Origin of the sequence: Nocardioides sp. QY071, from assembly GCF_029961765.1 — a bacterium.
In the GTDB taxonomy this organism is placed as follows: Bacteria; Actinomycetota; Actinomycetes; order Propionibacteriales; family Nocardioidaceae; genus Nocardioides.
The window spans coordinates 14,003-29,357 of record NZ_CP124681.1 but is presented as its reverse complement, the minus strand read 5'-3'; the positions used below and the strand labels follow the sequence as shown (position 1 = coordinate 29,357).

At 65.9% G+C, this 15,355-nt stretch carries 7 protein-coding genes; all 7 read right to left on the bottom strand.

Translation table 11 applies throughout. The features are described 5' to 3' along the window. Positions 1–76 precede the first annotated feature (76 nt). The 7 genes from QI633_RS00105 to drmD are packed head-to-tail and all read right to left on the bottom strand — an operon-like array spanning position 77 to position 15,333. Positions 77–496: a very short patch repair endonuclease gene (locus QI633_RS00105; RefSeq protein WP_282427718.1), complete on the bottom strand. Its 420-nt coding sequence runs from the start codon at positions 494–496 to the stop codon at positions 77–79. Next, positions 496–1,626: a DNA (cytosine-5-)-methyltransferase gene (gene dcm, locus QI633_RS00100; RefSeq protein ID WP_282427717.1), complete on the bottom strand. Its 1,131-nt coding sequence runs from the start codon at positions 1,624–1,626 to the stop codon at positions 496–498. The genes QI633_RS00105 and dcm overlap by 1 nt, the downstream gene beginning before the upstream one ends. A 45-nt stretch (positions 1,627–1,671) precedes the next feature. Beyond that, the gene (gene drmC / locus QI633_RS00095; protein ID WP_282427716.1) at positions 1,672–2,376 is read right to left on the bottom strand and encodes a DISARM system phospholipase D-like protein DrmC; all 705 of its coding nucleotides are present in this window, start codon (positions 2,374–2,376) and stop codon (positions 1,672–1,674) included. 3 nt (positions 2,377–2,379) lie between these two features. After that, positions 2,380–4,464 (bottom strand): DUF1998 domain-containing protein, encoded by a 2,085-nt coding sequence (locus tag QI633_RS00090; protein WP_282427715.1) that lies wholly within the window; start codon positions 4,462–4,464, stop codon positions 2,380–2,382. Continuing rightward, the gene (gene drmA / locus QI633_RS00085) at positions 4,461–8,114 is read right to left on the bottom strand and encodes a DISARM system helicase DrmA (protein ID WP_282427714.1); all 3,654 of its coding nucleotides are present in this window, start codon (positions 8,112–8,114) and stop codon (positions 4,461–4,463) included. The genes QI633_RS00090 and drmA overlap by 4 nt, the downstream gene beginning before the upstream one ends. Continuing rightward, on the bottom strand, positions 8,111–12,151 hold the full coding sequence (locus QI633_RS00080; RefSeq protein ID WP_282427713.1) for a type IIL restriction-modification enzyme MmeI: 4,041 nt from the start codon (positions 12,149–12,151) through the stop codon (positions 8,111–8,113). The genes drmA and QI633_RS00080 overlap by 4 nt, the downstream gene beginning before the upstream one ends. Further along, positions 12,148–15,333 (bottom strand): DISARM system SNF2-like helicase DrmD, encoded by a 3,186-nt coding sequence (gene drmD / locus QI633_RS00075; RefSeq protein ID WP_282427712.1) that lies wholly within the window; start codon positions 15,331–15,333, stop codon positions 12,148–12,150. The genes QI633_RS00080 and drmD overlap by 4 nt, the downstream gene beginning before the upstream one ends. Positions 15,334–15,355 lie beyond the last annotated feature (22 nt).

The window sequence follows — 15,355 nt, the reverse complement described above, 5'->3', positions numbered from 1 at the left end:
CGTCCAAGCAAGGATCGCCTCGAGGAGCGCTACGCGTCGTTCCTGGCTGCGGGGTGACGGCACTTCGGGCGAGCCATCAGCCACCCGTCCGCGCCACTCCGAGAACGTCGACGATCCGCGCGGTGACCGAGCCAGGATCCTCATGTTCCCACACCCCGATGACGGTCCAGCCAAGACCTTCCAACGCCTGACGGTTCCGTTCATCCCGTTTGAAGTTGGCCGCGAGCTTCTGCCTCCACCACTCGGCGTTGTTCTTCGGTGCTGTTGCGTGGTCCGGGCACCCGTGCCAGAAGCAACCGTCGACGAACACGACAACGCGGCGACGGGTGAAAACGATGTCGCCCCGGCAGCGCAAGCTGGGCTCGAGGCGGTGGTCGACGCGGTAGCGGTATCCCAGAGCATGCAGTCGTCGCCTGATCTCGAGCTCGACCGAGGTATCGCGCCTCGCCTGGCGTTTCATCCGGAGGCGTACGACATCGTCGAGCGGTTCGGGCATCAGACGCTCGACATGTGCTCGATGTGAGTGCGGAGTTCCTCGACGAAGCCCGGACGCCGGCGCAAGTTGCTGGCGACCAACCGGCTCGTGAAGCCCCGGGTCGCGGTGAGGCTGAGGGGGTCCGCCCCGTGCTCGCCGAGGAGTGCTGCGAGCGTCTGGCGGTGCCGGGCAGCGAGTGGGCGTTCCGAGAGTGCCCATTCCTCCGATACTCCGCCAACCGAACTCGCTGCGCCGGGCCAGCGTCGCCCGACGTCCAACGGACGCCGCGGGACGTCGACGAGCGGTCGCGGCTCAACGATCCCTCGACCGATCCAGGCCGCCACCGGCACCGAAACAGCGTTGCCCACCATCTTCCAGCGGACTCCGTCCCTGGCGCCGAGATCAGTCCAGCCGGCGCGGAAACCTTGAAGCCGCTCACCGGCACGGATGCTCGGTCGCGCGATGGCTTGGCCAGCATCGGCCCCGGGCCTCCATACCCCAGGCGGTGACGCGATGCCGATCTTCGAGCCGCCCTTGAGCGTCGGGGTGACACCGTCGCCCCAGCCCACTCCGCGGTTGCCTTCTGTCCAGTAGAAGCCGTACGCCGAGTGGGTCGAGCGCATGGTCGGCTCCCCAGCCTCGTCGCCGAACAGCACCCCCCGAGGGTCGTCGAAGCGTGACGCCACCAGGAAGACGCGTCGTCGGCGCTGACGGAGCCCGAAGTGCTGGGAGTCGACGGTGCGGTAGGCCCAGTTCCACCCTCGCTGCCCGAACCAGTCGGTGATGGCGGCCATTGCAGCCCCTTTGCCGAGGCTGAGCATGTTGGGCACGTTCTCGAGCACCACCCAATGCGGTGTCGTCCCGTCGATCAGTCTGAACGCCTCTCGCACGAGTCCAGACTCGGATCCGTCGATCCCGGCCGTTCGTCCAACCTGGCTCAGGTCAGTGCAGGGAAAGCCCGCGGTGACGACGTCGACCTTCGGAATCGATCGAAGCTCGCAGATGTCACCAACGACATCGGTGTCGAATCGCTTCTTCAGGACATCTGAGGCGGGCTCCCAGTACTCGCAGAGCAATTCGGGAGTGATGCCAGCACGCTGTAGGCCGAGTTCGAAGCCGCCGATACCGGCGAATAGGCCCACTGAACGCATCCCTACATCCTCGAGCATAGGTCAACCCCTTCGGCATGCGGGTCGTCAGTAGTCAACGAGCGCGCCGTGATCATGCAGCGTCTCCAACTGTTGCACGAGGGCCTCGGCGACATCCACGTCGTGGCTGAGCAGTCCGCACTCGAGGTTGAGCTTGGCCGCCGCGTTGGAGAAGTTGGCGCTGGTGACGAGCGCAGCCGTTCGGTCGACCACGACGAGCTTTGCATGCTGAAGAGGTACGTACTCCCCCACCGCCTCGGGCGCATAGGCCCACACCCTCGCGCCGACGAGTGCTTTGGGAACGGCACCGCCGTTCTTCTCTTGCATCCCACGGTCGACAATGACGGTGACCGCAACCCCGCGATCGATGGCGTGCGCCAACGCCTGGACATAGTCCGATCCGGTGCTGGCCGAGTAAGTCGCCGCGTACACGGTCGCGGTCGCCCTATTGATCAAGTCGGCCACAGCGAGCGTCGTGCGTCCGCCGAGCCCCGACACGGTCGGAGCCGTCCACACAGGCTCAGGCCCTGGTCTCCGGGGAACGGCGGCGATTCCGTCGAGGACCGCGGCTGCTAGCTCGGCGCTCCCTGCTTCCTTGACCAGAGCCCCGAGCAGCGACCTGACCTCAGCTCGGTTGACCGCGAAGGCCCGCTGAGCCGCCAGGTGTGGGAGCCGTTGTTGCCGTAGGGCGGCGGCAATCGCGCCCGCCTCCGCGGGCGCAAGCAGCTCGCCCAGTCGGGCGACGGGCGTCATGGTTCAGGCTCCGAGGATCGGCCGCAGCAGTCCCGGCGTCGCGATGTCCGGATCGACCATCAGGTCGAGGAGCAGACGGCGGTCCAGAAAGCGGTTGGTCCGCTCGCAACTGGTCTCACTGACGAACAGGCAGAAGTGGCAGGCCGCGCCGTGAAGGAAGTCCTCCTTGCCTCTGGGGCGGCGGTGGGAGCAGACCGGGTCACTGGAGCAGCGTCCGCCTCGCCGGACCGCCTCGTGGACGAGCGGGCCGAGCCTCTCTGGCCGCGACAGGTCGACCAGCCCACCCAGGGTTCCTTCGCTGTCGGACGCGGTCGTGGTGATGAGCAATCCCGCCGCGGGTGGCCGTTCACCATCGCCACGCCACGCGTAGATCCGTTCGGTGAGGCTGGCCGATCCGTAGCCACTCGACATGGCGGCCTCGCGGATCAGCAGGTGGGACAGAGTGTGGAGGGCCCAGTACCGCGGCGCTGGGAATCGGCTGTCGGGATCGATGTTGCTGTCAGCGGTCTTGCTCGTCCGTCGTCTGAAGTTGAGTTCGTGTGCACGTCGGTAGGTCTCCCAGAGGTCGAGTTTGAGGATCCTCTCCTCCCAGACGGATACGGCCCCCTCGTCGAACTGCAGGAAGAACCCTTCGCCACGGTCCTCCGTGGCCGGGACCCAAGTCGGCCGGCCGTCGCGGGTCAGAGGCGCGACCCGGCTCTTGCTGTCATCGATGCGGTCGAGGGCATCGATGCGGGTGAAGCCGAGGAAGGCATTGACCTTCTTGAGCTTCTCGACGGCAACCACCTCGCGGACGATCGGTTTCAAGGTCTGCGGGACCTTTCGGCGGACGGCACGGAAGTCCGCGGACCCGGAGTGCTTTGTGTACTTCTCCTCATCGGTGAGGACCAGCCATTCGGGAATCAAGATGTCGGTCGGGTCGGTGCTCACCGCGGCCGACGGCGGGGGCGTCCCGACGCCCTTGAGCGCCTGAACCGCTTCCCACAGGACGTCGTCGGTGGCGTTCCCGAACAGGTCGCTCTGCGTGACGCTGGCGGCCCACCCGCGGAATCCGGCGAGCGCGTCCTTGGCGGTTGCCGAGGCGAGGACCTCGAGCGGGAGCGCCTGGAGGACCGGCAGCAGATCGGTCACGGTGGCCACCTCCTCGCGGGGAAGCGCCAGAAGACCGACTGTTGAGGCAAACCACTGGTTGGCGGCACCGAGCATCATCAGCTTGCCCGGCTGGTCGCATGGGTAGAAGGCGTCCAGGTGCGGATGCCGTCCGCGGCACTGCGGCAGCTTGTCGGCTGCCTTCGGACCGGTGGCTTCCAGCATCCCTCGGCGAGCTTCGCAAGACAGACAGATGATCTGAACATCCGGGCCGAGGTTGCTCTTCCACTCGCGCATCCGGAGTTGCGGGACCTTGGCGTTCGGGCATGAGCGGCCACGGTGGACCCAGGCGGCGTACGGGAACTCGTCTAGGTGCCCGTTGACACACGAGATGAGGTAGCGGGCAGGCACCGCGGCCTGCTCTCGGCCCTTCCGTGCCTTCGCCTTTCCTGTGCCGGGGCTCCATCCCTTGCAGTCCTTGTGGACGAACATCGCCTGATCGGGCCGGTACTTCAGGACGTTCTTGAACTCGAAGATCGGGTGGCTGACGGGCGCGAGCAGGTTGCACCCGGTGCAGCGAAGCCACTGGGGGAAGATGCGGGCCGGGATTCCAAGGTCGATCGCCTCCTCACCGAAGCCACCGGGCGCCTCGGACGCCCAGGGCGCCTTGCGCAACTGGGTCACCTGGTCGCCGAGGTATGCCTGGACCAGGTCGAGGAGGCGGGGCTCGACGATCACGTCCGCACCGCCGGGACGGCGGTCGTAGTAACGCTGCCAGGCATCCAGCCCATGGGGCATCACGGACAGGTGGGGCAGGTCGACAGTGGCACCGACACCCGACGTGTAGAGCAGCGCCGACGGCCGGACAGAACCGACCTTGCTCCGGTTCTTGCTGACCTTGGCTTCGACGTCGGCGATCGGATCGAGCTCGGCGAGGCCGATCGTCACCGGCGCAAGGCCCGGCTCGGCGGCGCCAGCTTCGAGGGATGCCTCGCTCACTCGTCGTCTCCCTTCGGGAATTCCCATCCTGGAGCCGAGGCCGGCTCCTTGAACGCGAGGTTGGCCGGGGCTGGGCTGACCAAGAGGTTGAACTCCGGCTGCACCTCCCGCATGGAGTTGGCGACGACGAACACCCGATCGGCCGGAGTTGGCACGGTCGTCTCGGGACTGATCAGCAACGGCCACTCGACCTGACCCTTGCGCGGACGCTCGTAGACGAGCGCGCCGCCGTACTCCTTGGCCTTGTCGTACCACCGGTCGACGCGTTGGAGCAGCTTCTGGCGCATCCGCTCAAGCGTCTGTGAATCCGGTGCCGCGGGCGCTGCCCGTGCGATCAACCGGTCGATGAGTTTCTGGGCTGCAGGCAGCTTGCTGAGGACCCCCCCGGCACCATCGGCAGGTGACAGCGACGCGGGCTGACCTTCGTCTACGACCCTGATCGCGCTGACCAGCATCCCCATCAACCCGCGCTCCATGGCGGTGTCCGAGAAGGGCGTGACACTCAGAGCCTCGACCTGGGCGTAGAACGTCTCGTGGTAGTGCCGGAACGACTCGAAGTGGGACATGTCGCGAGGACGCGACCAGTTCGCAAGCGACACGACGAGGCCAGGCTTGCGGGCATCGCGGCCGACGCGGGAAGACGCCTGGATGTACTCGGCGGTGTTCTTCGGTTGACCCACGACCAGCATCAGGCCAAGCCGGGGAACATCGACACCCACCTGGAGCATCGACGTCGCGAGCACCACGTCATACGGGCGCGGCGGCGACTTCGGTGGTGGCTGCTTGGCCTCGACCGCCGCCTGATACGCCTTGCCGTAGGCGGCCTTCCCCCGGGTGGTCCAGCGGTCGCCGAACGGGACAGCGAGCTGGTCGAGCGTCTTGGCGATCTCCTCAGCCGAGATCCGGGCGGTGAGTTCCCCGATTGACAGCCGAATCCAATCGGTGGTGCGGCGAGGGAACGGCTCGGTATTGCCCGCGACGCGGGTGGTCACATCGTCATCGAGGTAGCGGCGCATACCGGCCAACTCCCTCGTCGCGGAGAAGTAACCGACGGTCGTCATGTACGGATCCGCCGCGTCGCCGTAGTCATCGAGGAGCTTCTGACCAGCCAGCAGCAGGACCTCGGACATCCGAATCTCCGCAAGCGTGAGCCTAATGCCGTGAGCACACACCCCGAGGTACTTACGCCCCGGATCGTCCTCCGATACCTGCATCTCCTTCGAGAAGAAGGTGTCGCGCACATCGAGCACCTGAGGTGGGAAAACTGCAACCCCACGTCCATAGAGGGCCGTCACCTGGTTGAGGGCGTTCCGCACCGTCGCAGTCGACGCGACCACCAGCGGACGCACAGTCGCACTGCCTCGCTCATAAGAGGACAGGACGTCGACGGCGTTCTCGAAAACGCCCACGGCCGTGCCGAGCGCACCCGTGATCAGGTGCAACTCGTCTTGGATGATCAGGTCCGGCGGCCGCAGGCGCCCGACCTTTGCGACGTGGACTGGTGGATAGGTCCTGCCGCCCTCGTTCTTCTGGTTGTGGGACTTGCCGGCGCAGCTCCCGCGCGAGTCGGGATGCCGATATCCGTGGCGAGGGCAGCGCTCAGAGACGTAGCCGAAGAGGCTGGCGGCTTCACCCTCGCGCGCGAGGCGAGCGAACTTGTCGACCGTCGCAAGCAGGAAGGTCGGCGGGTTGCGGTAGAGCTCATCGTCGACGGTTGTGATGGGCAACGGCCCTGCGTCACCGTCGAGCGAGAAGGGGCAGAGTCCCTTGCGGTCACCACAGCGAACCTCGATCCGTTCGGTGGCTCCGACGGTGTGCAAGTCGCGCTTCGGGTCGATCTTGGATCCGCACCATGGGCAGCGCTGAAGTTGGAGCACCGTCAGCCCGTGCGTCTTGGCGGTGTCCTGGCGAGCGGTCTCGACCTGTTGCTTCGCGTCGGTGTAGCGCTTCGGGCTGACCGCTGAGCCGACCCACAGGCCGATGTTGAACGGCCGCTCCCCCCAAGTGGTCGGATCGGCCTGACGCATCAGCTCCGCTGCGCAGACGAGCGCAGCGGCACGTTGGAACTGCTGAGAGGTGAGCAGCCGGAGCGTGTAGCGCATGAGGACCGCGACACCGTCACCACCGTCCAGTGGTCCGTCGTCAGTCTCGATGACACCTTGGAGGCGGCGGATCGCGAAGGTGAAGGCCGCGAGACCGAGGTACGCCTCGGTCTTGCCACCACCGGTGGGGAAGAACAACAGCTCGACGTTGGCGGCCGGACCACTGCGGAAGCCGTCGGTCGGATCGCTGAGCGCCGGCAACTGCAACAGGATGAACGCGAGCTGGAACGGCCGCCACGACGCGGCGGCGTCGCCGACTCTCTCCACTTCGGTGACCGCGTCCTCGATCGACAAGGTCGCTCGCTCGGAGCGCTTGGCAGCGACCTGGGAACGCATTCGCTGGTCGCGCATGGTCCGGTTCATGAACTTGAACGCCTGGAACGCCTGCGTGTTCGTCTTGAGAAGTTCGAGCCCGGCTTCAAGCCGAGACACCACGAGTCCCGCCTCCCCGATCGCCTCGTCCGCGATGTCCTGAAGATGGCTCGGCAGGTGAGCGGCCAGTTCGACCTGCTGGTCGAGCCACTCGCGGTAGCCGTCGACGAGCGGCATGAAGGCGTCGTCGACGCCGTCCGGCTCGAGGTCCATGAGCACCCGCATCGCGGTCTCAGCCTCGCCCGCGCTGCCCGCGACCGTCTGAGGAACATCCGCCGTCGGAAGCCACGTCGTCTCGACCGAGGTGGCACGCCGCAACGAGACACCCTCGGCGTCGAAGCCTTCCGCCCACGTCACCGACGCGGTACGCCCAATGGCGAACTCAAGGCGGTGCCGGTACTGCAGATCCAGGCGCTGCCGCTCAGGGTCGAGTTCGTCGTAGCTATTCGCGAGGACGTCGCGGGTCGGCAGGAACACCGCCTCGCCGCTGTTCGCCTCGATCTTCAGCTTCGTCTGGAAGAGCCAATCGCCCGGAGGGGCATCCATGGCGGTCGTCCGGTCGTTGGAAAGCGCCAGCTCGACGATGGTGCGGTCGACGCGCGGGTAGAGCTCGACCCGAAGGGTGACGTCAGTGTCGAGCGTGATCGGCGGGAGCACGGCGTGCGCCACGTCGTCGCGGACGTCGATCTCGGCGGTGCGCTCGACAGGGATGCGACGGGAGAACTGGACCTTGCGACCGTCCTCGTTCTCCTGACGGAACGACTCATAGCGTCCCCACGAAGCGGTGACCGCGAGGACGCCGCAGTCGCGTGGGACCTGGAATCGGAGCCCCATCGAGGATGGATGCGTCAGCGCGCCCTTCGCACCTTCATCCCGCTCCTCGTCCTCTTCGGCGGGGTCCTCATCAGTGGGCACCGGGACGCCTGACTGGCCGTTGGCGATCGGATCGAGATCTGCGACAGCCAGCCCGGTCTCTGCCGGATCGGCACCATCGTCGTCAACGACCGTGACCTCAAGCGTGGGATCGACTGTGACCGGCGCCAACGCGCCGACCATGTAGGCCGCTCGCGGCGTCCCCTTGATCTCCTCCTCCGGACCGCTGCGCGGACCAAGCAGCTCCTGCTCGATCAACGCCACTAGGTCGCCGCGAACGGTGGTCGATGCGCTGACGCTCATGCGAAGAGTGTGTCCTGTCCGTCCGTTGAGCCCTGAGTCTGCACGTGCTGTCCCTCGGCGCGGGCTCGCTCATGATTCAGCTTCAGTAGGCGATCAAAGATCTCGACCCGAGCCGCTGGAGACACAGTCCACCTCTCCATCTGGCGGTAGGCGTAGAAACCGTGACCCAGCGGAACGTCATCCCACCCGTAGGCCCCGAGAGTGACCGCGTCAATCTCAACATGAAGGTCGCGGAGCCGGTCGACGTCAGGATCGCCAATGACCTGCGGCGAGTTCACGAGGTTGTACAGCGCCGTGAGACCGAGTCCCCGGCGCACCATGATCTCTTTCCGCTCCTCCTCGAGCGCCCGTCCGCTGGCAGTCAGCGCGTCCGTGGCAGTCGGACGCGGAAAGGTCTCGAACGTATCCGACGGAACGTACCGAGGATCGCTCTTCATAGCCGACCCGTACTTGATCGCCCATGCCTGGTGGAAGGCCGACGAAACAATGGCCTGAAAGGCATAGGAATCTTGTGCGAACACACAAACAGCAAGGCTGAAAACGCAGTCCGTCGAGACACGCACCGGCATGACCGTCTTGCTCACAACCGTGATCGCGAGCACCTCGTCAAGCTCAGCAATAGCCTTTCGGAGCGAGAGAGCCGAGCGTTCATGTAGCCACCACTCGCTCTGCAGCTTCGGTTTGTTCGTCAAGCTCTGCCGGTACGAATAGGCACGCTTCTTCAGCCATTCCAGAGGTTCAGGATACTTCTCGGCTTCTCCGATTGAAGCCTGGACGAAGTCGATTACCCAACGCGACGCTTGGTGGGTAGGGCTCCCGTTCAGATCTTCTCCGCCAACGTATGGGCGCACCACCTCAGCGTTCCGCGGGGCCTTCGCAATCATCGAGGCTGCCTCTTCAGCCGACAAGAGGAAGCCATCACCATTCACGTTGACACCTGCAAAGGCGATGCCGGAGTTCTCCCGCAGCTTAAGCGGATTGCCTCGAGCCGTGCCCTCGGGCTCCAACAGCGTCGAGATCGAGTGCACGCGATCCCCGTCGGCAACCCGATGTACGGACTGCGAGACCTGAGCCTTAGTCCCCCAAACGGCCGCGTAGTCCAGCATGGCGCTCGCGGCGGGCCAGCGCCGACTCTGCACAGACCGAAGGATGACGAAGCCATGCGACACGAGCTGGTCTAGCCCGACCTCCCGGCTGTCACCCTGCGCAAGGGTGTTGGTGGCGATGAGACCCAGGCCGCCCTTGGACGTGAGAAGCCCGAAGGCCCGCAGCAAGAAGAAGACGACCAGATCTGCATTCCCGCGAGCCCCAAACCCAACAACGTTCGTCAGCCACTCACGGACGTTGGACCCCAACGCCGGAGAAATCTTCTTGCCTCCGAGGAATGGGGGATTTCCGATGACGGCATCGAAGCCACCGTTGTCGATGATGACATCAGGTGCCTCAACCACCCAGTGAAGAGGTGTCCAACGCTCGTAGTCGGTCTCAACCGTCGGCGTCAGTCCACTATCGATCCGCCTGTCGAGCTTGGCGCGGTCACCCGTTGACTCGTCCGGCGGGAATGCCTCGTGCAGTTGCCAAGACAACGACTTGAAAGCATCGTCAAGAGTTCTGCCGGGCTTACCGCCGAGCGGAAGGGCTGCGGCGACGACGCCGTCTGCGATCGACCGCAGGTCGGCTGTCACTTCGAGGAACTGGGCGAACAGACGCGCCTTTGCACGGGACGACCGCATAGGGTCGTGCTCGTCGACGGGGGATGCCAACTCGTTTCGGAGTCGGGTAGCGGCTGCAATCTTGGCGTCGATGTCGACCAGCATCTGCTGCTGCATGGTCGACGGCTTCGGGGCGATGTGGAGGTAGCGCAGCTGGTCGAGCGAGGTCAGTCCGAACAGTGAGTTTCCGCAGAAGACTTTGTCATCGACAAAGGAGAACGGCTTAGTCTTGTCCATGGAGACCAACCAGAGCGAAAGCTTGCACATCTCGACTGCCATCGGGTTGATATCGGCACCGTAGAGGCAGCGGGCGATCACTTCCCGAAGCGCCTGACGACGAAGCTCCTCTGGGTCAGCGGTAACGGCTCCGTCAACCATGCCCTCTGCAACCCACGCCTCTACCAGTCGTTCTGAGAGGTATCGGGCTGCCGCCACCAGGAAGGCTCCCGAGCCGGCTGCGATGTCGGCGACCTTTAGGTCGAGGATGGCTGAGGCGGACTTGAGCCGCCACTCGTTCTCGTCGTTCGACTGCAGCGGTCCCGGCTCATAGACGAGTGGCTGGAGGGCGTGGAGGACGACCTCCTCGGCCAGTGAACGAGGCGTGTAGTGAGCGCCTGCGTTCTTCCGCGACGGCGTCTCGACTACGACAAGGCCACCGATGGGGAAGACGAGTGGGATGTTGCGAAGGTCGCGACGGATCAGGCTTCCCCAACCGACAAGGTTCTCCAGAAGGTCGCTGTCTCCGGCGGCGAGCGGAGATAGCAGTCTGACCAGCTCCGCACGGTCATCACCAGCGGGATCCTGGTCAACGAGCTTGGCCAGAGCCGCGACGCTCTTACCGGTCGCGGCCGGCTGGTTGTCCTTGATCCACGCGGCGAGGGCACTGGCGAACTTCTTGGCGTCGCCGCCATGGTCGTCGTACAGGTCGTTGACGGCGGCAAGCGGAATCTCAGGCTCGGCGCCATCCTTGCCGACCAGGCCGAGGATGATGTCGCCTGCAACCTCGGCGCAGGAGTAGCCGAGGAGTCCTTCGTAGATGTAGCCGATCTGCTCGACGTCGATCTCGCGGAAGGAGATCCGGCGCCGTTCGCCCTTGGCGACGACCGTCTGCACCGATTCCAGCACATGGAGCATGACTCGGTCGGAGATCTTGAGGCGGAGGCCACGACGATCGGTGGCGTGAAGCCACGGCAAGCGCTCCGGGTCGAGCAGCGATCCGCCGTACGCCGGCATCCGCATCTCGTCGTAGTTGACTCCGCCGTGCAGTGCCTGGCTGACGGCGAGCAGCCGGTGCCACGCGTCGTACGTCTCGTCGAGGTGCTCCTCGCCTGCCGCCGCTTGCGTGCGGAGGTCGTCGAGGAGGTCCTTGATGGCGTAGGAGTCCCAGTAGAGCTGCTCGGTCGGGAGCATGTCGCGCTCTTCGGCGAAGAGCAGGAAGACGATCCTCATCATCACCGTGACGGCGGCTTGGTAGATGTCGTCTGGCTTCTCGGTGAGGGGGTCCGGATCACCCGCCTTCGCGGCCTCGAGGCGAGCCTCGGAGAAGGCCTGGACGAGGAGCTCGACGGAGCGGCGGACCTGGGTGCCGAGTGCCTCGGTGATCTCCTCGGCCTCGAGTTCGCTGCGCTCGAAGAGTCGGGGCAGGCGCTGCTCGGCGTCAGAGGCACGGAAGCGACGCTGGTTGATCAGGGTGAAGAAGGCGTCGCGAAGCAGCGGCTCTTCGGCCCAGGTCAGCGCGTTCACCATTCCGGAGCCGGTCGGCTTGCCGTCCTTGGCCCAGACCAGCGCCCACCATTGACCGTCGGTGACGATGCCGACCTCGACCTGTGCCTTTCGCAGCAGCATCGCCAGGCGGTCGACGTCGTTGGCCGCCCAGCCGTCGAGACCAGCATCGCGCAGGCCCGAGGTGGGGTCGCAGACCAGAAGAAGCGCCGCGGTGTCGCCGTCGCGACCCTTCAGAGCTCCGGTCGCGGTGACGGTGATCTGGTCGCCGGGCGAGCGGACCATGACGTCCGAGTCGCCGCGAAGGTCCTTCCACTCGGCGAGGTCGTCGAGAATGACGTCGATCCAAGCTCGCCGTACGGCGTCGTAGGCGTTCTTCGACTCGGGGGTCTTGGGTTGCTCGACGTACTGGTCGAAGGCACGTTGCCATCGCGCGTACGCCTGCTTGAACGTGACCAGGCGGTCGTCGGCGTCACCGAGGCGGTCGACGCCATCGGGCCACATGTCCTTGAGCACCGGGTGGGAGAGGAACGGGCCATCACTGTCGACCTGGGCGAGCCAGTCGCTGTGGACGTCCGGCCTCTTGTGTGTGCGCTTCCTCATCGAATCGCCAGTCCGTTCTCCAAGTCGCGCGGGGCGAGGGCGAAGATGACCGCGGCCGGGAACTCCCAGGTGCGGATGTCGTCGTAGCGGGTGTCGACGGCCGTGAGCTCACGCTCGCGTTCCTCATCCAGAGCGTCGATGCGACGCCGGATCTCTCGCAGGTCACGTTCACTCTGGCGGCGCTCGTCCTCGAAGAGCCCGAGCTGGGGGTCGCCGTCGATCGCCTCAGCCTCTCTGAGTGCCTCACGAAGCGTCTGCCCGAACCGGTCGAAGATCTCGCCGACGCGGGCACGGTCGGCCTCGCGTCGTTCGATGAGGTGCGCTTCGACGTCCTTGCAGCGTCGTACGGCGCGGTCCTCGATCGCCTGCTGGACGCGAGCGCGGAGTCCGCCGTCTACCTCTGTATTCCACGCGGAGGCGATCTGCGCGGCGATCTCCGGCGGGACACCCACGAGATCAGCGCGGTCGAGCGCCGACTCGAGCAGTTCCTCAGCGCGCTGTTCGCCGACTGCCTGCCTGCGGGCGAGCCGCGTGCCCGCCAGGAAGACCTCCTCGTGGAGGCGTAGGCCGGCGCGACCGACCAGAACCAGCCGGGTGACCGCGACCGCGTAGGACTCCTCGAGGCCGGGCACGACCGTGGCGGTCACGCGTTCCAGCGCCCGGTCGCCGCCCCAGAGCGCCGATCGGAGGCGCCGGGTCGACCGCTGCAGCAGGGGCGAGCCGAGGTGCATGTAGACGACGTCGGGGTCCTGAGTCAGCACCTGGGGGTCGAAGGTGATCGGTCGTGCGTTGTCAGGGTCGAGGCGGGTGTAGAGGCCGCGGGCGACCTGCTCCCAGGAGTTGTCGAGGTTGGGGAGTCGGAACACCGGTACGTCGGTGTCCTCGGAGCCGACGAGGTCCAGCGGCGGGAGATTGTTGAGCTCGAACGCAGTCTCGACCACGCGCTGCAGGTTCTCGGGGCGAAGGTGGAGACGTTCGCGACTCTCGGCGAGATTCTGCTCGAGTCGTGCCAACTCGGCGTTGAGTACCTTCTCGCCGCCCATCATGCCGGCGATCGGATCCTTCTCGGCCTGGGCGCGACGGCTCTTGATCACCTCGCCGCCGAACTGCCGTTGCAGGTCGGGCGCGATGATCTCGTTGGCGGAGCCCAGGTCACGCATGATCTGATCGATCTTCACCGCGACCCGGGCGAGCAGATCGACGTCCTTGCTGAGCGCGCTCTCACCACCGACGACCGGGGCGAAGTGGCGGATCTCGGGGGCCTTCGTCTGGCCGTAGCGGTCGACTCGTCCGATGCGCTGCTCGAGACGGTTCGGGTTGAACGGGATGTCGAAGTTGACCAGTCGGTGGCAGTGGTTCTGGAGGTCGATGCCCTCGCCTGCAGCGTCGGTGGCCAACAGGATCCGAACCGGCGTCTTGGCGGGGTTCTCGTTGAAGCGGGCGCGAATCAGCTCGCGGGTCTCCGCGTCGGTGCCACCGTCGATGATCTCGATGCGGTCATCTCCATAACCCTGCTGGCGCAGGATGGCGCGCAGCCATTGGAGGGTGTCGACGTACTCGGTGAAGATGACCAGGCGCTCGTTGTTCCAGTCACCGTGTGACCGGAGAGTGCCCTCGATGTAGGCGAGCAGGGCTTCGAGCCGGGAGTCGGGTCGTCCCTCGAAGCGGTGGCCCCAGTCACTGAGCCAATCGAGGTCCTCGAGATCCTCCTCGGTCAGTTCGGGCAGGGATGTCTTCGCTTCCCGAAGTGCCTCGAGCTCAGGCTGGTCGACCTTGCCCTCTTCGAGTTCATCCGCGTCGGGGCCGAAGATCTCGTCGTAGTCGAGGTCGAAATCGACGTCCAGGCCCCTCGTGCGGGTGTCCCGGTAGACATCCACGGTCCGCGCGAAGGCAACCGGCGAGGAGAAGAACCGCTTCTTCAACAGCAGCGTCGCCATGTCACGGGCCGAGCGGCTCCCGCCTCCTGCAGCGACCGCCTTGTCCCTCCGCTGAGTGAAGTCGAGCAGTCGGTCGTACGCTGCGGACTCATCGGCCGTCGGCGTGTAAGGCAGTTGGCTGACCTGCCGATCGAGGAAGCCCTTCGCCTCCTTGAGGTCGCGCTTGAGCCGACGGACCGCAACCTCCTCAAGGGCCACCGGGTCGACCTTGTTGCCGCGGACGAACCGCTGCGGGTCGATCATCTCCAGGAGCGCCGTGAACGACTCGGTATACCCGTTGTGCGGGGTGGCGCTGAGAAAGAGCCGGTGTTCGGAGCGCTCGGCGATCTCGCGAACGGCCCGGGTCCGCTGCGAGTCGACTGCGTAGCCCCGGCGTTCCTGCCCGACCTTGTTGGTGCGGACCGGACTGCTGGGGGCGACGTGGTGGGCCTCGTCGACGACGAGGATGTCGAATGCGAACCGTTGGCTGGTGCTGGAGAAGGCGTCCCGCAACTGACGCTGGGCGCGCTGGCCAGGCAGCCACGCCATCGAGACGATGATCCGGGGGAACAGTGTGAACGGATTCGCGTGGACGCCGTGGGATCGGCGTACGTCCTTCATGGTCTCCGAGTTGACAACGGTGAAGTCGAGACCGAACTTCTCCTGCATCTCGTCCTGCCACTTGAAGGCCAGACCGGCCGGGCAGACCACGATCACGGTGCGCGCCCGATGCCGGAGAAGAAGCTCCTGGATGACCAGGCCCGCCTCGATCGTCTTGCCGAGACCGACGTCGTCAGCAAGCAACAGGTTCGCGCGCGGGCTCGCCAGGGCTCGCTTGAGCGGAGTCAGCTGGTAGGGCTCCACGTTGGCGCCGCTGCGGAACGGCGCTTGGACCGTACCGTCATCGGCGCTGGTGATCGCACCCCAGCGCAGCGCATCGATGAAGGCCGCGAGCCGATTCGGGTCGTCGAACTTCTCGGGGTCGATCTCTTCGGGAAGGCCCCGGTGCGCCAGTGCGCTCCTGCCTTGCTCAAGTTCCCATACGACTCGGAGCTCATGACCGAGCCGGTCCTCCTGCACCGACTGAAGGGTGACAGCGTGCTGAAGTTGCGCGGAGGCGTCGTCCGCGGAGCTCCTCCCGAGGCCCTGCTGTTGGACCTCCACGACAGCCCAGTTTGATCCCCGGACTGTGACGATCTGGCCGATCTCCGGAACGGCCGCCTCGGGCCTCGTTGACACGGCACTGTCCCGTTCGACCCCGATCACGCTGCGACCCTAACCGGGCGGT